Source organism: Pseudomonas sp. LSJ-87 (assembly GCF_032971465.1).
GTDB classification, from domain to species: Bacteria; Pseudomonadota; Gammaproteobacteria; order Pseudomonadales; family Pseudomonadaceae; genus Aquipseudomonas; species Aquipseudomonas putida_Z.
This window is the reverse complement of record NZ_JAWJYQ010000003.1, coordinates 149134-169303: the sequence shown is the minus strand read 5'-3', so window position 1 is coordinate 169303 and position 20170 is coordinate 149134. Positions and strand designations below refer to the sequence as shown.

22 protein-coding genes are annotated in these 20170 nt (G+C 62.6%); all 22 read right to left on the bottom strand.

What is annotated here, in order from left to right; translation table 11 throughout:
• Positions 1-33: 33 nt before the first annotated feature.
• Positions 34-825 carry an amidohydrolase gene (locus RYH74_RS03825; protein WP_023661352.1) on the bottom strand — a complete coding sequence of 264 codons (792 nt, stop codon included), beginning with the start codon at positions 823-825 and terminating at the stop codon, positions 34-36.
• Positions 813-1961, bottom strand: coding sequence for a pyridoxal phosphate-dependent aminotransferase (locus RYH74_RS03820; protein WP_286919995.1), 1149 nt, complete (start codon positions 1959-1961; stop codon positions 813-815). The genes RYH74_RS03825 and RYH74_RS03820 overlap by 13 nt, the downstream gene beginning before the upstream one ends.
• A gap of 170 nt (positions 1962-2131) precedes the next feature.
• Positions 2132-3157: an RHS repeat-associated core domain-containing protein gene (locus tag RYH74_RS03815; protein WP_317408979.1), complete on the bottom strand. Its 1026-nt coding sequence runs from the start codon at positions 3155-3157 to the stop codon at positions 2132-2134.
• 283 nt (positions 3158-3440) lie between these two features.
• On the bottom strand, positions 3441-4904 hold the full coding sequence (gene der, locus RYH74_RS03810; protein WP_025337780.1) for a ribosome biogenesis GTPase Der: 1464 nt from the start codon (positions 4902-4904) through the stop codon (positions 3441-3443).
• A 117-nt stretch (positions 4905-5021) separates the two neighbouring features.
• Positions 5022-6164: an outer membrane protein assembly factor BamB gene (gene bamB, locus RYH74_RS03805; protein WP_025337779.1), complete on the bottom strand. Its 1143-nt coding sequence runs from the start codon at positions 6162-6164 to the stop codon at positions 5022-5024.
• A complete protein-coding gene (locus RYH74_RS03800) occupies positions 6165-6803 on the bottom strand; it encodes a tetratricopeptide repeat protein (protein WP_015269019.1) in 639 nt (212 codons plus the stop codon). It abuts the gene before it with no gap.
• Between the two features lie 39 nt (positions 6804-6842).
• Positions 6843-8132 carry a histidine--tRNA ligase gene (hisS, locus tag RYH74_RS03795; protein ID WP_317408978.1) on the bottom strand — a complete coding sequence of 430 codons (1290 nt, stop codon included), beginning with the start codon at positions 8130-8132 and terminating at the stop codon, positions 6843-6845.
• Between the two features lie 25 nt (positions 8133-8157).
• Entirely contained in the window at positions 8158-9267 is a 1110-nt protein-coding gene (gene ispG, locus RYH74_RS03790; RefSeq protein ID WP_003257869.1) for a flavodoxin-dependent (E)-4-hydroxy-3-methylbut-2-enyl-diphosphate synthase, read from the bottom strand.
• A 2-nt stretch (positions 9268-9269) separates the two neighbouring features.
• On the bottom strand, positions 9270-10325 hold the full coding sequence (locus RYH74_RS03785) for a RodZ domain-containing protein (protein WP_317408977.1): 1056 nt from the start codon (positions 10323-10325) through the stop codon (positions 9270-9272).
• Complete coding sequence (pilW, locus tag RYH74_RS03780; RefSeq protein ID WP_025337776.1) at positions 10322-11083, bottom strand: type IV pilus biogenesis/stability protein PilW; 762 nt, start codon at positions 11081-11083, stop codon at positions 10322-10324. Before pilW ends, RYH74_RS03785 begins: the two co-directional genes overlap by 4 nt.
• Positions 11084-11097: 14 nt before the next feature.
• On the bottom strand, positions 11098-12243 hold the full coding sequence (rlmN, locus tag RYH74_RS03775; protein WP_046615810.1) for a 23S rRNA (adenine(2503)-C(2))-methyltransferase RlmN: 1146 nt from the start codon (positions 12241-12243) through the stop codon (positions 11098-11100).
• 24 nt (positions 12244-12267) lie between these two features.
• Positions 12268-12699, bottom strand: coding sequence for a nucleoside-diphosphate kinase (ndk, locus tag RYH74_RS03770; RefSeq protein WP_013971021.1), 432 nt, complete (start codon positions 12697-12699; stop codon positions 12268-12270).
• A gap of 89 nt (positions 12700-12788) precedes the next feature.
• Positions 12789-12989 carry a Fe-S cluster assembly protein IscX gene (gene iscX / locus RYH74_RS03765; protein ID WP_003257859.1) on the bottom strand — a complete coding sequence of 67 codons (201 nt, stop codon included), beginning with the start codon at positions 12987-12989 and terminating at the stop codon, positions 12789-12791.
• Between the two features lie 10 nt (positions 12990-12999).
• Positions 13000-13341, bottom strand: coding sequence for an ISC system 2Fe-2S type ferredoxin (gene fdx, locus RYH74_RS03760; protein ID WP_025337773.1), 342 nt, complete (start codon positions 13339-13341; stop codon positions 13000-13002).
• 3 nt (positions 13342-13344) lie between these two features.
• Positions 13345-15207, bottom strand: a complete 1863-nt coding sequence (gene hscA / locus RYH74_RS03755; RefSeq protein WP_317408976.1) for a Fe-S protein assembly chaperone HscA — start codon at positions 15205-15207, stop codon at positions 13345-13347.
• Positions 15208-15249: 42 nt separating this feature from the next.
• On the bottom strand, positions 15250-15771 hold the full coding sequence (hscB, locus tag RYH74_RS03750; RefSeq protein WP_015269012.1) for a co-chaperone HscB: 522 nt from the start codon (positions 15769-15771) through the stop codon (positions 15250-15252).
• Positions 15772-15779: 8 nt separating this feature from the next.
• Positions 15780-16103: an iron-sulfur cluster assembly protein IscA gene (gene iscA, locus RYH74_RS03745; protein WP_003257854.1), complete on the bottom strand. Its 324-nt coding sequence runs from the start codon at positions 16101-16103 to the stop codon at positions 15780-15782.
• Between the two features lie 28 nt (positions 16104-16131).
• Entirely contained in the window at positions 16132-16518 is a 387-nt protein-coding gene (gene iscU / locus RYH74_RS03740) for a Fe-S cluster assembly scaffold IscU (protein WP_003248539.1), read from the bottom strand.
• Positions 16519-16564: 46 nt separating this feature from the next.
• Complete coding sequence (locus tag RYH74_RS03735; protein WP_013971017.1) at positions 16565-17779, bottom strand: IscS subfamily cysteine desulfurase; 1215 nt, start codon at positions 17777-17779, stop codon at positions 16565-16567.
• A gap of 46 nt (positions 17780-17825) precedes the next feature.
• Positions 17826-18317 (bottom strand): Fe-S cluster assembly transcriptional regulator IscR, encoded by a 492-nt coding sequence (iscR, locus tag RYH74_RS03730; RefSeq protein WP_008092572.1) that lies wholly within the window; start codon positions 18315-18317, stop codon positions 17826-17828.
• Positions 18318-18496: 179 nt separating this feature from the next.
• Complete coding sequence (gene cysE, locus RYH74_RS03725; protein WP_025337771.1) at positions 18497-19282, bottom strand: serine O-acetyltransferase; 786 nt, start codon at positions 19280-19282, stop codon at positions 18497-18499.
• Between the two features lie 3 nt (positions 19283-19285).
• Positions 19286-20041, bottom strand: coding sequence for a tRNA (cytosine(32)/uridine(32)-2'-O)-methyltransferase TrmJ (gene trmJ / locus RYH74_RS03720; RefSeq protein WP_031325634.1), 756 nt, complete (start codon positions 20039-20041; stop codon positions 19286-19288).
• Positions 20042-20170 lie beyond the last annotated feature (129 nt).

The window sequence follows — 20170 nt, the reverse complement described above, 5'->3', positions numbered from 1 at the left end:
CGGGTTTACCCGCGAAGAGGTCGGTACAGACTGTCAGTGCAGCTCGAAGGTGTCAGCATCCAGGTTGGCCGGGAACTTGGTCCGGTAGGCCGCCAGCTCCGCCGCGCTCAACACCGCGGTGAACACCCCGTCGGCCTCCCCGGCACTGAGCAGGCTCTCGCCCTGGAAGTCCAGCACCTGGCTGTCGCCGGAATAGGCAAAGCCCTTGCCGTCGGTGCCCACCCGGTTCACCGCCGCCACATAGCACAGGTTCTCGATACCCCGCGCCGGCAACAGGCGGTTCCAGTGCTGGCGGCGCGCAGCCGGCCAGTTGGCGGTGTATAGCAACAGGTCGGTGTCCTGGGCATCGCGGCTCCACACCGGGAAGCGCAGGTCGTAGCAGATCAGCGGGCGAATCCGCCAGCCCTTGAGTTCGAACTGCACCTGGCGCTCGCCCGGGGTGTAATGCTTGTGCTCACCGGCCATGCGGAACAGGTGGCGCTTGTCGTAGTGCAGTATCTCGCCATCCGGCCGGGCCCACAGCAGGCGGTTGCGGTGGCTGCCATCGGCGGCCTGGATGATCACGCTGCCGGTAATCACCGTGTTGTACTTCTTCGCCTGGGCCTTCAGCCATTTGTAGGTCGGGCCGTTTTCCGGCTCGCACAGGCTTTCCGATTGCATGGAAAAACCAGTGGTGAACATTTCCGGCAGGATCACCAGGTCCACCTCGCCCACCTGCTCCAGCAGCACCTCGAAGTGCGCATAGTTGGCCTCGCGGTCGTGCCAGGCCAGGGTGGTCTGCACCAGGGCGACTTTCAGGTTCGGCAGTGTACTCAGATCGCGCATAGTTTTTCCGCTGCCTGACGCAGCGTCTCCTCTCGTTTGGCAAAGCACAGGCGAACCAGGCGTTGCTCGGGGATGGGTTGCTGGTAGAACACCGACACCGGGATGGTCGCCACGCCGTGCTCACGGGTCAGCCACAGCGACATGTCGACATCGTTCAGGTCCGGGCGGATCTGCGAATAGTCCACCAGCTGGAAATAGGTACCCGCCGTGCGGGTGAAACGGAACCGCGAACCCTCCAGCAAGCCGCAGAACAAGTCTCGCTTGGCCTGGTAGAAGGCCGGCAGTTCATCGATATGCTCGGGGTGCTCAGCCATGAAATCGGCCAGGGCGCACTGCAGCGGGGTCACACCGCAGAAGTTGACGTACTGGTGCACCTTGCGCAGCTCGGCACTCAGCGCCGGCGGGGCGATCACATAGCCGGTCTTCCAGCCGGTGACGTGATAAGTCTTGCCGAACGAGCTGACAACGAAGGCGCGTTGATACAGTTGCTCGTGGGCCAACACGCTGGCATGGCGCACGCCGTCGTAGACCAGGTGTTCATACACTTCATCGCTGACCAGGTAGATATCGCGGTCAGCGATAAGCCGGCCCAATTGGTCGAGGTCTTCCCGGGTAATCAGCGCACCGCTGGGGTTGTGCGGTGAGTTGAGGATCACCATGCGCGTGCGCGGGCTGAGGGCATCGCTGAACTTCTGCCAGTCGATGCGGAAATCGCCGTCGCTCAGCTGTACATGCACGCAGCGCCCACCGGCCAGTTCCACGGACGGCTCGTAGCTGTCATAGCAAGGGTCGAAGACAATCACTTCGTCGCCAGCATGCACCACCGCCTGGATGGCACAGAAGATCGCCTCGGTGGCTCCAGGGGTGATGGTCACTTCCTGGTCGGCATCCACCTGCGCGCCATACAGCCGCGCGACCTTGGCCGCCACCTGCTGGCGCAGGGCCGGCAAGCCGGTCATCGGCGAATACTGGTTATGCCCGGCGGCCACATGCCGGCCGACAGCATCGAGCAGCGCCTGCGGGCCATTGAAGTCGGGGAAGCCTTGCGACAGGTTGAGCGCGCCAGTCTGCACGGCGAGCTGAGACATGGTGGTGAAGATGGTCGTGCCGACATTCGGCAGTTTGCTGCGGATCATGGAGCCCTCTTTCCTGGGGTGTATCCGGCACGGGGTGGAGTCCGAGCATAGCGGATCGAGCGGTCAGGAAAAAGCAGAGCGCCTCACCAAAAACGGATTTCGGCGCCTGAGCACATGGGAAAGGTTCTTCAAAACTGAGCTACTCGTATAACTAATTACCTCGCTTTAACTCATTGCAGACCTGAGCGCAGAGCGGCAATTTTCTCATTTAAATCATTAATAGTCTTTTCGTAAGGTGCGTTGTAACGATCCCGTTCTTTCTCTAACCGTGCCAGCGCGTCGCTCGATAAATCTGCGTCGAATTTATTTCCAGATTTCATTTTACCTCGCTCTTCTCCCACTTGTTGTACGAGCTGGGAAATTTGGTGTTGAATCGGGCGATTGTGGTTGAGCCGTTCAACATATGCAACACGCTCAGTTGCATGGCGAGACCGAAGAGCATCCAGCCTGGCCTTGTAGTTCTCCAAGCTCTTACGATAATCAGCAATTGTACTCCCCACTTCATATTTGCGCGAAAGCTCACGATATGCGCGACTCCCTTCCTTATTTTTTACGCGTTCCACCTGCCCTGCCAATTTCTGCATATTTGCGATACGAGTTTCGATATTTCTATTAACGGTGGCGCGGGACAGAGCCGGGTCGTAAGGTTTCGTCCCTGAGATGTCCATTTTTTTTATCATGTGCTGAGCGGATGTCATCACGCGCTTCATTTTGAAATAGGATCTGCGAGTAAAGAAAAAAAGAGGAAAGGGGGCGTGTCCACTTGGGTCGGAATAATTGACGGGATCTCCGCAATACCCATATGCGTTCAATACCCTGAAAGGTGCAAAACTGTCCGGGGAGTTAAATCGCATACCATTAAACAATCTGTAGCCATTCCCCAGCATATAACCTTGAAGCAAATCATCATAATATTCACCATTGAACCCTAACGAGGAACGTCCCGAAGAAAGGGACGAACAATGGCCATAAGCAGTATAATCAAACTGCGCCCGCTCACTCTCCTGCGCCACGCCAACTACAGAGCCGGCGTTATTAACCGACAACAGGCTGACGCTATCTACAGTACCTACTCTCAATTCGGCTAATGATTGTCCTGCGACCCGAAACACAGTACGACTGCCTTGATGACGAAGGCTCGTGTGCATATCACCGTCACAATAAAATAACTTCAATGTTTTACGCTGAAGATCCATACTTAAGCCCTGATTGATAGACCACTCAAATGGGCATAAGTCTTTCAAAGCTTACAGCAACGGACAACTAGCATTTTTACTAGGTAGGGGCGAGTAGCAGCGTCTGACCACGGGCGTGATGAGACAATCGAGGGGTCAGAAAAAAGGTTGAAACAATAGGGGATTTGCGCTGGATCAAAGGGCCTCTTCGCGGGCTTGCCCGCTCCCACAGGTGCTACACAAAGCTCAAGGGTTGTGCAGTACCTGTGGGAGCGGGCAAGCCCGCGAAGAAGCTGACGCGGAATCAGCGCTTGTCGCGGCGCTTCTTCTCGGCCTTCTTGTGGTGCGACATCAGGCGGCGCTTCTTGTTGACCTGGCGGTCGGTGAGGGTGTTCTTCTTGCCCTCGTACGGGTTCTCACCGCCCTTGTACTCGATGCGGATCGGCGTACCGACCAGCTTCAGCACGCGGCGGTAGGTGTTCTCCAGGTAACGCGAGTACGACTTCGGAATCTTGTCGGTCTGGTTGCCGTGGATCACGATCAGCGGCGGGTTGGCACCACCGAGGTGGGCATAGCGCAGCTTGATGCGGCGGCCGTTGACCAGCGGCGGCTGGTGCTCGCTCACGGCATCTTCGAGGATCTGCGTCAGGCGGCTGGTCGGCCAGCGGGTTACCGCCGACTTGAACGCGGCCTGCACCGACTTGTACAGGTGGCCCACGCCGGTGCCGTGCAGGGCGGAGATGAAGTGGATGTCGGCGAAATCGACGAAGAACAGCCGGCGCTCCAGCTCGGTCTTCACGTAGTCACGCTCGCCCGGCTCCATGCCGTCCCACTTGTTCAGGGCGATGACGATGGCACGGCCGGCTTCCAGGGCGAAGCCCAGCAGGTTCAGGTCGTGGTCCACCACGCCTTCGCGGGCGTCCATGACGAAGATCACCACGTTGGCGTCCTTGATCGCCTGCAGCGTCTTCACCACCGAGAACTTCTCGACTTCCTCATGGATCTTGCCGCGCTTGCGCACGCCGGCGGTGTCGATGAAGGTGTACTTCTCGTCATCGCGCTCGAACGGGATGTAGATACTGTCGCGGGTGGTGCCCGGCTGGTCGTACACCACCACGCGCTCTTCGCCGAGCATGCGGTTGACCAGAGTCGACTTGCCGACGTTGGGGCGGCCGATGATGGCGATCTTGATGCCATCCTTCTCGCTCGGGCCCGGGATGCGCACCGCTTCCTCGCCTTCGGCGACTTCGGCGTCCAGCGCTTCCTCGACCTGGTCGCGTGGCAGGTGGCCGAGCACGGCCTCCATCAGCGCATTGATGCCGCGGCCCTGGGAGCCGGCCACCGGGATGGCGTTGCCCATGCCCAGCGGCGAGAACTCGGCGCGTGCCACATCGGCATCGATGTTGTCGATCTTGTTGGCAACTAGGATCGCTTCCTTGTTCCGCTTGCGCAGGTGCTCGGCGATCATCTGGTCGGCAGCGGTCATGCCGGCACGGGCATCGACTAGGAACAGCACATAGTCGGCTTCTTCGATGGCCATGAGCGACTGCTCGGCCATCTTCTCGTCCATGCCCACTTCGTCACCGGTGATACCGCCGGTGTCGATCAGGATGAAGGAGCGACCCTGCCAGCTGGCATCACCATACTGGCGGTCACGGGTCAGGCCCGACAGGTCACCGACGATGGCATCGCGGGTCTTGGTCAGGCGGTTGAACATGGTGGATTTGCCGACGTTCGGGCGGCCCACCAGGGCGATTACGGGAACCATTCGGCTCTCCACTCTTGAATTCTTGAAAATGCAAAGGCCGCTGCAAGGCAGCGGCCGGAGTTCGGGCGGCGTGTCCTACGCCGCGGCTTGAAGCCCGCCAAGGCTTCAAGCATAGCTTCAGCGGATGGTCAGTGCCTCGAGCTTGCCGCTGTTGCCGAAGACGTAGATGGTGTCGCCGACCACAAGTGGGCGGGCACGCAGGCCATCACTGTCGATACGCTCACGGCCGACGAAGCGGCCATCGACCTGGCTCAGCAGGTGCAGGTAACCCTCGAAGTCGCCCACCGCCACGTAGCTGGAGAACACTTCAGGCGCGGTCAGCTGGCGGCGAGCCATGGTGTCGTTGGTCCACAGGGCGCTGGACGAGCGCTCGTCGACGCTTTCGACAGTACCGGAAGCTTCGCTGACATAGACGTTACCGTAGCCCTGGGCGACACCCACGTAGCTGGAGGCATCACGCTGCCACAGCACGCGGCCGCTTTCCAGGTCCAGGCCCGCGACGCGGCCCTGGTAGGTGCTGACGTACAGGGTACCACCCGACAGCAGCAGGCCGCCGTCGATATCGACCACGCGGTCCAGCTCGGAACGGCCCTGCGGGATTGCCACACGGCTTTCCCACACCGGTACGCCGTTGTTGATGTCCACCGCCACCACCTTGCCGGTGGACAGGCCGGCGACGGCCAGGCGGTTGGTGGCGATCGGCGCGCCGGTGCCACGCAGGGTCAGCACGGCCGGGGTGTTTTCGTAGATCCAGCGACGGTCGCCAGTGGCGGCATCCAGGCCGATCAGGCGATCGTCCTGGGTCTGCACCACCACCACCTCACCGTTGTTGGCAGGCGGGGCCAGCACTTCGCTGGTCACGCGGGAGCGCCAGCGCTCCTCACCGGTGCTGGAGTCCAGGGCGATGACTTCACCCTTGAGGGTACCGATCATGACCAGGCCGTAGCCCACGCCGACAGCGCCGGATACCGGCAGCTCGAGGTCCTTCTTCCACACCACGTCGCCGGTGATGCGGTCGAGGGCGAAGACTTCGCCGTTGACGTCGGAGGCGTAGATACGGTCGTTCTCGATGGCGGGTACCAGGGTGTTGTAGGTCTCGCCCTGGCCGTCACCGATCGAACGGCTCCACTGCTTCTTCAGCACCACTTCCTCGGTGAACTTGGTCAGCTCGGCCGGAGGCAGTTCCTTCTTGCTGTTGCTGCTGCAACCTGCGGCCAGTACGGCCAGGGTCAGCACTGCTGCATGTTTCCAACCGATCACTTACGCGTCCCCTTTGGCCAAGTCATCCAGCTTCAATTGCAGGCCACCGACCGCCGCCTCATCGGACAACGCAGCCTTGGCTTTCTCGTAAGCGCTGTGCGCGTCGTCGGCGCGACCCAGTTGCACCAGCAGGTCACCTTTCAACTCTTCGCGGCTGGCCAGGAAGGCTTTGTCGGCGTCGCCGTCGAGCAGCTTTAGGGCGTCCTCGGCCTTGTTCTGGGCGGCCAGCACACGAGCCAGGCGCTGACGCGAAATTTCGCCCAGGGTGGCATCGGCCGGCTTGTCCAGCACGCTCTTCAGCTCGGCAGCAGCGTCGTCGAGCTTGCCGGTCTCGACCGCGACCTTGGCCACGAACAGGCTGCCGTACTGGGCGTAGGCGGTACCGCCGAACTCGCTCTTGAGCTTGCCGGCCAGTTCCGCGACCTTGGTCGCGTCAGGCTGGCCAGTCGGCGTCAGGCTGGTCTCCAGCAAGGCCTGGTACAGCTGCGAGGCACCTTGCGACTGATTGTTCTGGTACTTGTGCCAGGTATTCCAGCCCAACACCACCACGCCAGCCAACAGGGCACCGGTCAGCAGCGGCTTGCCGTTGCGGTTCCACCAGTCCTTGACCCCTGCCAGTTCATCATCGGTACTCGACACCCCAATACTCCTTTTCGCCTATTCGCTTGTTGAACCGCGTTACGCCTGCGCGATCGCGGTTTCCAGGTGCTCAGCCAGAGCATCCCAGGCAATGTTCTGTTGTTCGCCCTGACCACGCAGGGGCTTGAAGCCGATCTCTTGCTTGGCCAGTTCGTCGTCGCCGAGGATCAGGGCGAACAGCGCGCCGCTCTTGTCGGCTTTCTTGAACTGGCTCTTGAAGCTGCCACCACCGGCGTTGACTGCCAGGCGCAGGCCCGGCAGGCGGTCGCGCAGGCCTTCGGACAGGCGCAGGCCGGCCAGTTCCGCCTGTTCGCCAAAGGCGCACAGATAGACGTCGATCTGGCGGCTGATGGACTCGGGCACCTTGCCCAGGGTTTCCAGCAGCAGGATCAGGCGCTCGATGCCCATGGCGAAACCGACGCCCGGGGTCGGCTTGCCGCCCATCTGTTCGACCAGGCCGTCATAACGGCCGCCGGCGCAGACGGTGCCCTGGGCGCCGAGCTTGTCGGTGACCCACTCGAACACGGTCTTGCTGTAGTAGTCCAGGCCACGCACCAGCTTGGTGTTGATCACGAACGGAATGCCGGCAGCGTCCAGGCGGGCCTTGAGGCCCTCGAAGTGCACGCGCGACTCTTCGTCCAGGTAGTCTTCCAGCCTCGGCGCACCGACCAGCACCGCCTGGGTGTTCTGGTCCTTGCTGTCGAGGATGCGCAGCGGGTTGCTCTTCAGGCGGCGCTGGCTGTCTTCGTCCAGTTGCTCCAGGCGCGCCGAGAGGAACTCGACCAGCGCATCGCGGTAGCGTGCACGGGCTTCGCTGGTGCCCAGGCTGTTGAGCTCCAGCTTGACCGCGTCCTGGATGCCCAGCAGGCCCCACAGGCGCCAGGTCAGCATGATCAGCTCGGCGTCGATGTCCGGGCCGTCCAGGTTGAACACTTCCACGCCAATCTGGTGGAACTGGCGGTAGCGGCCCTTCTGCGGGCGCTCGTGGCGGAACATCTGGCCGATGTACCACAGTTTCTGCACCTGGCCGTTGCCGGTGATGCCATGCTCGAGCACGGCACGCACGCAGGCGGCAGTGCCTTCGGGGCGCAGGGTCAGCGAATCGCCGTTGCGGTCCTCGAAGGTGTACATCTCTTTTTCGACGATGTCGGTCACTTCACCGATGGAGCGCTTGAACAGCTCGGTGAACTCGACGATCGGCGTGCGGATCTGGCTGTACCCGTAGGTGTCCAGCAGGCCGGCCACGGTGCCTTCGAAGTAGCGCCACAGCGGCGACTGTTCTGGCAGGATGTCGTTCATGCCACGGATGGCTTGCAGCGATTTGCTCACGAAAAGTCCTTACGAATTCTGTGTGTCAGCCACGGACGATCAGCGCCGCGTCGGCTTCGGCCTTTTCGGCCGCTTTCTGGCGGATGAGTTTTTCCAGCTCATCGACCAGGTTGTCATTGGTCAGCTTCTGCGCCGGCTTGCCGTCGATGTAGATCAGGTTCGGCGTGCCGCCGGTCAGCCCCACATGGGCCTCCTTGGCTTCGCCCGGGCCGTTGACCACACAACCGATCACCGCCACGTCCAGCGGCACCAGCAGGTCTTCCAGACGCCCTTCCAGCTCGTTCATGGTCTTGACCACATCGAAGTTCTGCCGCGAGCAGCTCGGGCAGGCGATGAAGTTGATGCCACGCGAACGCAGGTGCAGCGACTTGAGGATGTCGTAGCCGACTTTCACTTCTTCGACCGGGTCGGCCGCCAGCGAGATACGGATGGTATCGCCAATGCCTTCGGCCAGCAGCATACCGAGGCCGACAGCGGATTTCACCGTCCCCGAACGCAGGCCACCGGCTTCGGTGATGCCCAGGTGCAGCGGCTGCACGATCTGCTTGGCCAGCAGGCGGTAGGCTTCGACGGCCATGAACACATCGGAGGCCTTGACGCTGACCTTGAAGTCCTGGAAGTCCAGGCGGTCGAGGTGCTCGACGTGGCGCAGGGCCGACTCGACCAGCGCTGCCGGGGTCGGTTCGCCGTACTTCTTCTGCAGGTCCTTTTCCAGGGAGCCGGCGTTGACGCCGATACGGATCGGGATGCCGCGGTCGCGGGCGGCATCGACCACCGCGCGCACACGGTCTTCACGGCCGATGTTGCCCGGGTTGATACGCAGGCAGTCGACGCCCAGTTCGGCCACGCGCAGGGCGATCTTGTAGTCGAAGTGGATGTCGGCAACCAGCGGCACGCTGACCTGCTGCTTGATGCGGCCGAACGCCTCGGCGGCGTCCATATCCGGCACCGAGACGCGCACGATGTCCACGCCGGCATCGACCAGGCGCTGGATTTGCGCCACGGTGGCGGCCACATCGTTGGTGTCGGTGTTGGTCATGCTTTGCACCGCGATGGGGGCATCACCACCCACCGGTACATTGCCGACCCAGATTTTGCGGGATTCGCGACGTTTGATCGGAGATTCGCCGTGCATGATTACTGTCCCAACTTCAGGCGAGCGGTCTCGCCACTGGTGAACGGGGCAACATCGACGGCCTGGCCGTTGTAGCTGACCTGGGCGCCACGGGCAAAGCCCAGGCGTACCGAGAACGGCGGCTTGCCGGTCAGCTCGAGGTTGTCCCCCTTGCGCTTGATGGCGCTGAACAGCACCTTGCCGTTGCCGTCGGTGACCTGGGTCCAGCAATCGGCGACGAACTGGATGGCGACCTTGGCGCTGCCAGCCGGCACTGCGGCGGGGGCGGCAGGCTCGGCAGCGGCCACGGCCGCTACCGGCGTAGCAGGTGCAACAGCCGCCGGGGCCGGAGCCGGGGCAACCGGTGCTACCGGCGCAGGCGCGGCAGCAGGGGCGGTGACGACCGGTGGCACAGGCGCCTGCTGGGCCGGTGCCGGCACTGCGGCAGCGGTAGCAGCAGGTGCCGGGCTTGCCGGTGCCGGTTCGGCGGCGGCAGGCTGCTCGGCAGCGCCCTGCTCCAGCGGCAGCGGCGCGCTCTCAGGCTGCTGGCCAGCGGAAACAGCCTGGTCTTCAGGCTCATCGAGCGGGTGAATCTGGGTGGTACCGTCGGCGCTTTCGACTTCGACGTGCTCCAGGGCGATCTTGGCCAGGTCCTTGCCACGCAGGCTGCCCTGGTCCTGCCACCAGACGAAGCCGCCACCGACCACGGCCACCAGCAGCAGCAGGCTGACGCCGCGCAGAATATTGTGCGACAGGCGCACCGGCTCTTCGATACGGCCCAGCGAGTGCACGTCGCTGCCTTTGGCGTGGGTGCCGGTGTAACGGTCGAAGGCCTCCACCAGGGCAGCCTGGTCCAGGTCCATCAGCTTGGCATAGGCGCGGATATAACCACGGGCGAAGGTATGCCCCGGCAGCTTGTCGAAGGCGCCGGTTTCCACGTGGTTCAACGAACTGACAGTGAGGTTGAGCTTGCGGGCCACCTCGGCTTGTGACCAGTCCCGGTTCTCACGGGCCTGACGCAAAAGCTCACCGGGGTTCTGGCCAGGCGCTACTGCTACTTCGGGATGCGCGGCTTTCATCGTTGCTCCGACAGGTATTGCTGATATTCCGGCGTACCGGGATAAAGTCGTTGTAATTGCTGGCCCAGCTCGGCCAGTGTGCCCTGCTCGTCGAATACCCTGGCAAGGCGGCTGCCCAGCAGCAGGCTACGGGCATCGTGGTCGCTCAACTGGCTGAAACGATCGTAGTAGTCCCGGGCCGGCACATAATGCCTGTTTTCGTAGGACAACTCAGCCATTTCCAGCAACGCTTTCGGTTGCCGCTGGTTGAGTTGCAAAGCTTTCAGCAGATACGCATGCGCCTGGTCGCGGCGCTCGAGCTTCAGAGCCGTCAGGCCCAGGTTCTCGTACACGCGTGAGCGCTCAGGATACAGGGTATCGGCGCTGGCCAGGCGAAACATCTGCTCGGCCTCGGCAAATCGCCCCTGAGCATAAAGGAAACTGCCGTAATTGTTGCGAATTCGCGTGTCGCCCGTGCGTGCCTGCAGCGCCTTGCGAAAGTGCGTTTCGGCCAGCGCCGGCTCGCCTTCGGCCTGGAAGACCAGCGCCAGGGCGGCGTGCGCGTCGGCATCACCGCCATCCAGGGCCAGGGCCTTGCCCAGCGGCGCCTTGGCCTGCTCGGTCAAACCCTGTTGCAAATAACCCAGCCCAAGCTGCACATAGGCCCGCCCCGCCTCTGCCCTGCCCTGGCGGCTGGCCAGGGGGTCGCTCGCGCCGCCCGACACGCAGCCGGCCAGCAGCGAAAGCGCAAGGATCGACAGCGCGGCGCGCAGGCTCATGGGCAAGGTCCCGGTCAGTGGCTGGCGGGGCTGTCTTGCAGCTCGGCGTCCGCGGACAGCTGGCGCACAGCGATGTAGCGCTCGCTGCGGCGGGTGCGGTCGTTGACCTGGCCGACGAGCTGACCACAGGCAGCGTCGATGTCATCACCACGGGTGGTGCGGGTGGTGACGTTGAAGCCACCGTGGTGCAACAGGTCCTGGAAGCGGCGGATGGCGTTGTTGCTCGGCCGCTCGTAGCCGGAGTGCGGGAACGGGTTGAACGGGATCAGGTTGATCTTGCACGGCACGTCGCGCAGCAGCTCGATCATTTGCGCAGCATGCTCCGGCTGGTCGTTTACATCCTTGAGCAGGGTGTACTCGATGGTCAGCACGCGCTTGCCACCCAGGGTGGACATGTAGCCCATGCATGATTCCAGCAGCATCTTCAGCGGGTACTTCTTGTTGATCGGTACCAGCTTGTTGCGCAGTTCGTCGTTCGGTGCGTGCAGCGACAGGGCCAGCGACACGTCGATGTGCTTGGCCAGCTCGTCGATCATCGGCACCACGCCCGAGGTGGACAGGGTGACGCGACGCTTGGAAATGCCATAGCCCAGATCTTCCATCATGATCTTCATGGCGGCGATGACATTGTCGAAATTCAGCAGGGGTTCGCCCATGCCCATCATGACCACGTTGGTAATGGCGCGGTCGATCTTGGCCGGAACGGTCCCGAAGGATTTGTTGGCAAGCCACACTTGGCCGATCACTTCGGCGGCGGTGAGGTTGCTGTTGAAGCCTTGCTTGCCGGTGGAGCAGAAGCTGCAGTCCAGGGCACAGCCGGCTTGCGACGACACGCACAGGGTGCCGCGATCGTCGGTGGGGATGTAGACGGTTTCGACGCAGCTGCCGGAGGCAACGCGGACCACCCACTTGCGGGTACCGTCGGCGGAAATGTCTTCACTGACCACTTCCGGGCCCCGAATCTCGGCAACGGCCTCGAGCTTTTCGCGCAAGGCCTTGCCGACATTGGTCATGGCGGCGAAATCGTCGACGCCAAAGTGGTGAATCCATTTCATGACCTGACCGGCACGAAAACGCTTCTCTCCGATCGACTCGAAGAATTTTTCCATTTCCTGCAGGGTCAGGCCCAACAGGTTGATCTTGCCAGTCATGTCACTCATGGAATCACCCAAGACCTGCTTCGCTTAGCGAATGCGGTCGCACAGCTCGGTAGCGGAGAAGAAGTAAGCGATTTCGCGGGCAGCCGAAGCTTCCGAGTCGGAACCGTGAACAGCGTTTTCGTCGATGGAAACGGCGAAGTCAGCACGGATGGTGCCAGCGGCAGCTTCTTTCGGGTTGGTGGCGCCCATCAGTTCGCGGTTGGCCAGAACGGCGTTCTCGCCTTCCAGAACCTGAACGATGACCGGGCCGGAGGTCATGAAGGCAACCAGGTCACCGAAGAAGCCGCGCTCTTTGTGCTCGGCGTAGAAGCCTTCGGCTTCGGCTTTGGACAGTTGCTTCATTTTCGAAGCGACGACGCGCAGGCCGGCTTTCTCGAAACGAGTGGTGATCTCGCCGATGACGTTCTTGGCAACGGCGTCAGGCTTGATGATGGAGAAAGTACGTTGAACAGCCATGGAAAACTCCAGAAAAATGAGTGTTGCGAAAAATTAAACCCGCGAATTATACGCGGGTTCCAGGGGATTGCCTAACCTGCAGGACGCGTTCAGTCGGCTTCTTCGATCCAGGCCGCCTGGATGGCCTCGAGCACTTTCTCACCGCCGCGTGACGGATCGTCGCTGAATTCTGGCAAGGCCAGCACCCAGCGGTGCAGATCGACGAAATTCACATAACGAGGATCGACTTCCGGCTTGCTTTCTGCAAGCTGGATGGCGATCTCAAGTACATCAATCCATTTCAGGCTCATGGGGCAAACCTCAGTGCGGCGCTTCGGCGGCGTGGTTGAGCGAATACTTGGGGATCTCGATGACCAGGTCCTGGTCAGCGACGACCACCTGGCAGCCGAGGCGCGATTGAGCCTCCAGGCCCCAGGCCTTGTCCAGCATGTCCTCTTCCAGTTCGTCGGCTTCTTCGAGCGAGTCGAAGCCCTTGCGCACGATGCAGTGGCAAGTGGTGCAGGCCTTGACGCCGCCGCAGGCGCTTTCCATCTCGATATGATGGTCGTGGGCCAGCTCCAGGATGTTGGTCCCGGGCTCGACTTCCACGGTCAGCCCTTCGGGGCAGAACTTCTCGTGCGGCAGGAATGTCACCAGCGGCATCGGTTACTCCTCGATCTCATTCAGGTTGCGCCCGGCCAGTGCGGCTTTGACCGTCGAATCAAGGCGACGGGCGGCAAATGCGTCGGTCACCTGCGACAGACGCTTGGTCTGTTGCTCGATGGCTGCGCCATCGGTGCCGGCCAGCAAATCACGTAGTTCTTGCATCTGGAATTCGATGGCGTCGCGCTCGTCACTGCTGAGCAGGCGCTCACCGTCGGCGTCCAGGGCGCCCTGTACCGCTTCGAGCAGGCGCTCGCCGTCCACCTGGTGCTCGCGCAGCTGGCGGGCCTGCTTGTCGGAACCTGCGTGTTCGAAGGAATCCTTGAGCATGCGGGCGATTTCGCCGTCGGTCAGGCCGTATGACGGCTTGACCTGGATGCTGGCTTCCACGCCCGAGCCCAGTTCGCGGGCAGCGACGCTGAGCAGGCCGTCGGCGTCGACCTGGAAGGTGACGCGGATTTTTGCCGCACCGGCGACCATGGCCGGGATGCCACGCAGCTCGAAGCGCGCCAGCGAGCGGCAGTCGCTGATCAGCTCGCGCTCGCCCTGCAGCACATGGATCATCATGGCCGACTGGCCATCTTTATAGGTGGTGAACTCCTGGGCACGCGCCACCGGGATGGTGGTGTTGCGCGGGATCACCTTCTCCATCAGCCCGCCCATGGTCTCGAGGCCAAGCGACAGCGGGATGACATCCAACAGCAGCAGTTCGCCACCTTCGCGGCGGTTGCCGGCCAAGGTATCGGCCTGGATGGCGGCACCGATGGCCACCACCTGGTCGGGGTCGATCGAGGTCAGCGGGGTGCGGCCGAACAGTGCTCCGACGGCTTCACGTACACGCGGTACGCGGGTCGAACCACCGACCATGACCACGGCGCTGACTTCTTCCAGCTCGATACCGCTGTCACGCACGGCGCGGCGGCAGGCCCTGAGGCTGCGGGCAACCATGGGCTCGATCATGGCTTCGAAGCCGGCGCGGCTCAGCTCGCCCTGCCAGGTGCCATGGCTGACGCTGACCACGTCGGCGTCGGTCAGGGCTTCCTTGGCGGCGCAGGCGGTCTGCAACAGCGCGCGCTGGGTGGCCGGGTCCAGGTCGGACGACAGCCCGGCCTGCTCGATGATCCAGCCAGCGATGGCGTGGTCGAAGTCGTCACCACCCAGGGCGGTATCGCCACCGGTGGCCAGCACTTCGAATACGCCGGCGGTCAGGCGCAAAATGGAAATGTCGAAGGTACCGCCGCCCAGGTCATAGATGGCCACCACGCCTTCGGCATTCTGGTCCAGGCCATAGGCCACGGCAGCGGCGGTCGGCTCGTTGAGCAGGCGCAGCACGTTCAGGCCGGCCAGGCGCGCAGCGTCCTTGGTGGCCTGGCGCTGGGCATCGTCGAAATAGGCCGGCACGGTGATCACCGCCCCCACCAGCTCACCACCAAGGGTGGCTTCGGCACGCTCGCGCAGCACCTTGAGGATATCGGCGGACACTTCCACCGGGCTTTTCGGCCCCTGCACGGTGTCGATGAACGGCATGTGCGACTCACCGCCAACGAAGCGGTACGGCAGCTGCTCGCCCAGTTGCTTGACGTCGGCCAGGCCGCGCCCCATCAGGCGCTTGACCGACAGCACGGTGTTCAGCGGGTCGCTGGAAGCGGCATCGCGTGCAGCCTGCCCCACTTCGTTGCGCCCTTCGAGGTAGCGCACCGCGGACGGCAGAATGACGTTGCCCTGCGCGTCGGGCAGGGGCTCGTTACGGCCGCTGCGCAGTGCGGCGACCAGGGAGTTGGTGGTACCCAGGTCGATCCCCACCGCCAGGCGGCGCTGATGCGGCTGAGGGCTTTGACCGGGTTCGGCAATCTGCAGTAGGGCCATGCTTATCTGAATACCTTAGGTGCCATCACGGGCAGCACCGGGTTAATCGTCGAGGCGCTCTTCCAGTTGGCGCACTTCTTGGGCGAGCTTGTCGAGGAACTGCATGCGGCGCATCAGGCGTTCGGCCTTGTCGCGCTCGCCTGGGGCGTCCCAGCAGGCGGCAAAGTCCTCGTTCAGCGTGTCCTGGGCGACCTTCAGGCGCTTCTTGAACACGGCCACGCCATCGAGGTCGGCTTCGTCCTGCAGTTCTTCGAGCTCTTCACGCCACTGCATCTGCTGCAACAGGAAGTCAGGGTCGTGGACCGTGACCTCCTGAGGCACTTCGTGGCCGCCGATGGCCAGCAGGTAGCGGGCGCGACGCGGCGCACTGCGCAGTGTCTGGTAGGCGTCGTTGAGGGCCGCGGACTTTTCCAGCGCCACGCGCTGCTCGCGCTCGGAGGCGTCGGCAAAGCGGTCGGGATGGACTTCGCGGGCCAGCTCGCGATAGCGAGTGGCCAGCTTGTCGAGATCCAGGCGGAAGCTTGGCTGGAGGTCAAACAATGCGAAATGACAAGGAGTACCCACAGCCAGCCTCAAACGTTGAAGCTTTCGCCGCAGCCACACTCACCGCGCACGTTGGGGTTGTTGAACTTGAAGCCTTCGTTCAACCCTTCCTTGACGAAGTCCAGTTCGGTGCCATCGAGGTAGACCAGGCTCTTGGGATCGATGATCACCTTGACGCCATGGTTCTCGAACACCTGGTCTTCGTCCGCCAGCTCGTCGACGAACTCCAGCACGTAGGCCAGGCCCGAGCAACCGGTGGTGCGCACGCCCAGGCGAATGCCTTCGCCCTTGCCGCGCCCTTCCAGGGAACGCCGCACGTGGTTGGCGGCGGCTTCTGTCATGCTGATAGCCATCAGGACTCCTTACCTCGCAACAGGCGACTTAGATCAAGCCTTTCTTCTGCTTGTAATCGCGTACGGCTGCCTTGATGGCATCTTCGGCGAGTACCGAGCAGTGGATCTTGACCGGCGGCAACGCCAGTTCTTCGGCCAGCTGGGTGTTCTTGATGGTCTCGGCTTCGTCCAGGGTCTTGCCCTTCATCCACTCGGTGGCGAGGGAGCTGGAAGCGATGGCCGAACCGCAGCCGTAGGTCTTGAACTTGGCGTCTTCGATCACGCCCTGCTCGTTGACCTTGATCTGCAGGCGCATCACGTCACCGCAGGCCGGCGCGCCGACCATGCCGGTACCGACGTCCGGGTCTTCGGCGTTCATCTTGCCGACGTTGCGCGGGTTTTCGTAGTGGTCGATGACCTTTTCACTGTATGCCATGGTGCAATTCCTTCCTCATCAGGGAGCCGCTCTTGCCGGCGACTGCTTAGTGGGCGGCCCACTCGATCTTGGAGATGTCAACGCCGTCTTTGTACATGTCCCACAGCGGCGACAGCTCACGCAGTTTGTTCACGGCCTCGCAGACTTTCTGCGCGGCGTAGTCGACTTCTTCTTCGGTGGTGAAGCGGCCGAAGGAGAAGCGGATCGAGCTGTGCGCCAGCTCGTCGTTGCGGCCCAGGGCGCGCAATACGTAGGACGGCTCGAGCGACGCGGAGGTGCAGGCCGAACCGGACGATACGGCGATGTCCTTCAGCGACATCAGCAGCGATTCGCCTTCGACGTAGTTGAAGCTCAGGTTCAGGTTGTGTGGTACGCGGGCAGTCTTGCTGCCGTTGACGTACAGCTCTTCGAGGTCCGAGACCTGCTTGAAGAAGCGGTCGCTCAGGGCCTTGATGCGTACGTTTTCCGCGGCCATTTCCTGCTTGGCGATGGCGAAGGCTTCGCCCATGCCGACGATCTGGTGGGTCGGCAGGGTGCCCGAACGCATGCCGCGCTCATGGCCACCGCCGTGAATGATGGCTTCCAGGCGTACGCGCGGCTTGCGGCTGACGTACAGCGCGCCGATGCCTTTCGGGCCGTAGACCTTGTGCGCCGAGAACGACATCAGGTCGACCTTCAGCTTCTGCAGGTCGATTTCGACCTTGCCGGCCGACTGTGCGGCGTCAACGTGGAACAGCACGCCGCGCGAGCGGGTCAGTTCACCGATGGCGGCGATATCGTTGATCGAGCCGACTTCGTTGTTCACGTGCATCAGCGAAACCAGGATGGTGTCGTCGCGCAGCGCCGCTTCGACCATGGCCGGGGTGACGATGCCGTCTTCGCCTGGCTCGAGGTAGGTGACTTCGAAACCTTCACGCTCCAGCTGGCGAGCGGTATCCAGGACCGCTTTGTGCTCGATCTTGGAGGTGATGATGTGCTTGCCCTTGGTCTGATAGAAGTGCGCGACGCCCTTGAGTGCGAGGTTGTCGGACTCGGTGGCACCGCTGGTCCAGACGATTTCGCGCGGATCGGCGTTGATCAGTTCGGCAACCTGGCGACGACCGTTCTCGACCGCTTCCTCGGCTTTCCAGCCAAAGACGTGGGAGCGCGAAGCCGGGTTACCGAAGTTCCCGTCGACCAGCAGGCAGTCGGCCATCTTCTGGGCCACGCGTGGGTCGACCGGGGTGGTCGCGGAGTAATCGAGGTAGATCGGCAACTTCATTTGTCTCTCCTATCAGGCGGTGGCGTCGCTCGTCGTCCCGGTGGGATCAATCGACGGCGGACGTCTCAATCTTGTCCAGCTGGGCGGTTCGGCCTGCGACACGACGCAGGTCCTGACGCTGGGCAACTTCCTGCACCTCACGGCGCATGACAAGGTCGGCCAGGCTTATACCGCTGAGGAATTCATGGATCTGCTGGCTGAGGTCGCACCACAGGTGGTGGGTCAGGCAGGTGTCACCGGCATGGCAGTCCCCGAGGCCCTGGCAACGGGTGGCATCGACCGATTCGTTGACCGCATCGATGACCTGGGCCACCTGGATGGTTTCCATGCCCCGCGACAGCTGGTAGCCACCGCCTGGACCACGCACGCTGGAGACCAGACTGCTGCGGCGCAGCTTGGCGAACAGCTGTTCCAGATAAGAGAGGGAAATGCCCTGGCGCTCGGAAATGTCGGCCAAAGACACCGGCCCATGCTGCGCGTGCAACGCCAGGTCGAGCATGGCGGTCACGGCGTATCGGCCTTTGGTAGTCAGTCGCATGGCTATTGGGTACCACGGGAGTTACAGGATGTGAGCGAGTATGCGATTCCCGAGCATTTAAGTCAACTATTAGACCTAGTGCTTTAGTCGGGTTTGCATCGGGGAGGCGGGCGCGATTGTAGCAGACAGGGGGCGTGAGCACACGCCCCGTATGTCACCATGATTTCAGCGCGGCGCAATCAATGCGACTGAGTGTCGCGCTGAGCCACCTGGGCGACTTCCGTGAAGTCATCTTCCGGCAGGGCCGGCAGTTCCTTGGCGCAGTAATCGCTGCCCATCTTGGTCAGGGCGCCGCACATGCCCTCCAGCCGCTCGTCGACTGCCTGCAGGTGGTCGAGCATCTGGCCGATGGCACGGGCCACCGGGTCGGGCATGTCGCCACTGACACCATAGGCATCGAAGCCGATCTTCTCGGCCATGGCCTTGCGCTTGGCCTCGACCTCATTGTCTTCGCTCTTGACGATGATGCGCCCAGGGATGCCGACCGCGGTGGCGCCGGGCGGCACTGCCTTGGTCACCACCGCATTGGAACCGATCTTGGCCCCGGCACCGACGGTGAACGGGCCCAGCACCTTGGCCCCCGCCCCTACCACCACGCCGTTTTCCAGGGTGGGGTGGCGCTTGCCCTTGTTCCAGCTGGTGCCGCCCAGGGTCACGCCCTGGTAAAGGGTGACATCGTCGCCGATCTCGGCGGTTTCGCCGATGACGATGCCCATGCCGTGGTCGATGAAGAAGCGCCGGCCGATGGTGGCGCCGGGGTGGATCTCGATGCCGGTCAGCCAGCGACCGAAGTTCGATACCAGGCGGGCCAGCCACTTGAAATCACGCTTCCACAAGGCATTGCCCAGGCGGTGCAGCCAGATGGCGTGCATGCCCGGGTAGCAGGTCAGCACCTCGAAGGCGTTACGCGCAGCCGGGTCACGGTGGAATACGCTTTGAATATCTTCACGCAGGCGTTCGAACATCTGTCAGTCCTTCCGTTTATGCGGCTCGCCCCGGACCACTTTCTGGGTCTCGGTGAGGATGCCGCGCAAAATGCTCATTTCCGAACGTTCGACCGCCACCCGCCCATACAGCCGGCGCAGGCGCGGCATCAGGTGCTTGGGCTTTTCGGGGTCGAGAAAGCCGATACCGACCAGGGTCTTTTCCAGGTGGTCGTAGAACAGCTCCATTTCGTCCATGGTCGCCAGCTCGCTGGCGTCAACCTTCTCGACCTTGCCCGGCGCTGCACCGGCGGCCAGCCAGGCCATGCGCACCTCGTAGGAGAGCACCTGGACAGCGGCGGCCAGGTTCAGCGAGCTGAAGTCGGGGTTGGAGGGAATGTGCACGTGGAAGTGACATCGCTGCAGTTCTTCGTTGGTCAGGCCGGCGTGTTCACGCCCGAACACCAGGGCGATTTCCTCGCCACCATTGGCATGCTCCACAGCCTTGGCCCCGCACTCGCGCGGGCCGATCAGCGGCCAGGGGATGCTCCGCTCGCGGGCGCTGGTGCCCATCACCAGGTTGCAGCCGACCAGCGCCTGCTCAAGGCTGTCGACCACCTGGGCGTTGTCCAGCACATCGTCGGCACCCGAGGCTCGGGCGCTGGCATCCACGGCGGGGAACTCTTTCGGCTGCACCAGCACCAGACGCGACAAGCCCATGTTTTTCATGGCACGTGCAGCGCCGCCGATGTTGCCGGGGTGGCTGGTATTGACCAGAACAACACGAATATTTTGCAGCAAGGTGTTGTGCTCACAGATGCAGGAATCAGGGCCTTCGATCTTACAGAACCGACAGACGTAACGCCATGAAAGCAAATGTGACACTTCTGCCGCCAAAGTTTTCTGCTAGAATGATCGGCTTTCTTCTTT

What these genes read in the sequence shown, in the direction of transcription:
- RYH74_RS03825 (WP_023661352.1), bottom strand. Translation starts at nt 825, where the DNA reads ATGCGCGATCTGAGTACACTGCCGAACCTGAAAGTCGCCCTGGTGCAG.
- RYH74_RS03820 (WP_286919995.1), bottom strand. Translation starts at nt 1,961, where the DNA reads ATGATCCGCAGCAAACTGCCGAATGTCGGCACGACCATCTTCACCACC.
- RYH74_RS03815 (WP_317408979.1), bottom strand. Translation starts at nt 3,157, where the DNA reads ATGGATCTTCAGCGTAAAACATTGAAGTTATTTTATTGTGACGGTGAT.
- der (WP_025337780.1), bottom strand. Translation starts at nt 4,904, where the DNA reads ATGGTTCCCGTAATCGCCCTGGTGGGCCGCCCGAACGTCGGCAAATCC.
- ispG (WP_003257869.1), bottom strand. Translation starts at nt 9,267, where the DNA reads ATGCACGGCGAATCTCCGATCAAACGTCGCGAATCCCGCAAAATCTGG.
- RYH74_RS03785 (WP_317408977.1), bottom strand. Translation starts at nt 10,325, where the DNA reads ATGAAAGCCGCGCATCCCGAAGTAGCAGTAGCGCCTGGCCAGAACCCC.
- pilW (WP_025337776.1), bottom strand. Translation starts at nt 11,083, where the DNA reads ATGAGCCTGCGCGCCGCGCTGTCGATCCTTGCGCTTTCGCTGCTGGCC.
- rlmN (WP_046615810.1), bottom strand. Translation starts at nt 12,243, where the DNA reads ATGAGTGACATGACTGGCAAGATCAACCTGTTGGGCCTGACCCTGCAG.
- ndk (WP_013971021.1), bottom strand. Translation starts at nt 12,699, where the DNA reads ATGGCTGTTCAACGTACTTTCTCCATCATCAAGCCTGACGCCGTTGCC.
- iscX (WP_003257859.1), bottom strand. Translation starts at nt 12,989, where the DNA reads ATGAGCCTGAAATGGATTGATGTACTTGAGATCGCCATCCAGCTTGCA.
- fdx (WP_025337773.1), bottom strand. Translation starts at nt 13,341, where the DNA reads ATGCCGCTGGTGACATTCCTGCCGCACGAGAAGTTCTGCCCCGAAGGG.
- hscA (WP_317408976.1), bottom strand. Translation starts at nt 15,207, where the DNA reads ATGGCCCTACTGCAGATTGCCGAACCCGGTCAAAGCCCTCAGCCGCAT.
- iscA (WP_003257854.1), bottom strand. Translation starts at nt 16,103, where the DNA reads ATGGCTATCAGCATGACAGAAGCCGCCGCCAACCACGTGCGGCGTTCC.
- iscU (WP_003248539.1), bottom strand. Translation starts at nt 16,518, where the DNA reads ATGGCATACAGTGAAAAGGTCATCGACCACTACGAAAACCCGCGCAAC.
- RYH74_RS03735 (WP_013971017.1), bottom strand. Translation starts at nt 17,779, where the DNA reads ATGAAGTTGCCGATCTACCTCGATTACTCCGCGACCACCCCGGTCGAC.
- iscR (WP_008092572.1), bottom strand. Translation starts at nt 18,317, where the DNA reads ATGCGACTGACTACCAAAGGCCGATACGCCGTGACCGCCATGCTCGAC.
- cysE (WP_025337771.1), bottom strand. Translation starts at nt 19,282, where the DNA reads ATGTTCGAACGCCTGCGTGAAGATATTCAAAGCGTATTCCACCGTGAC.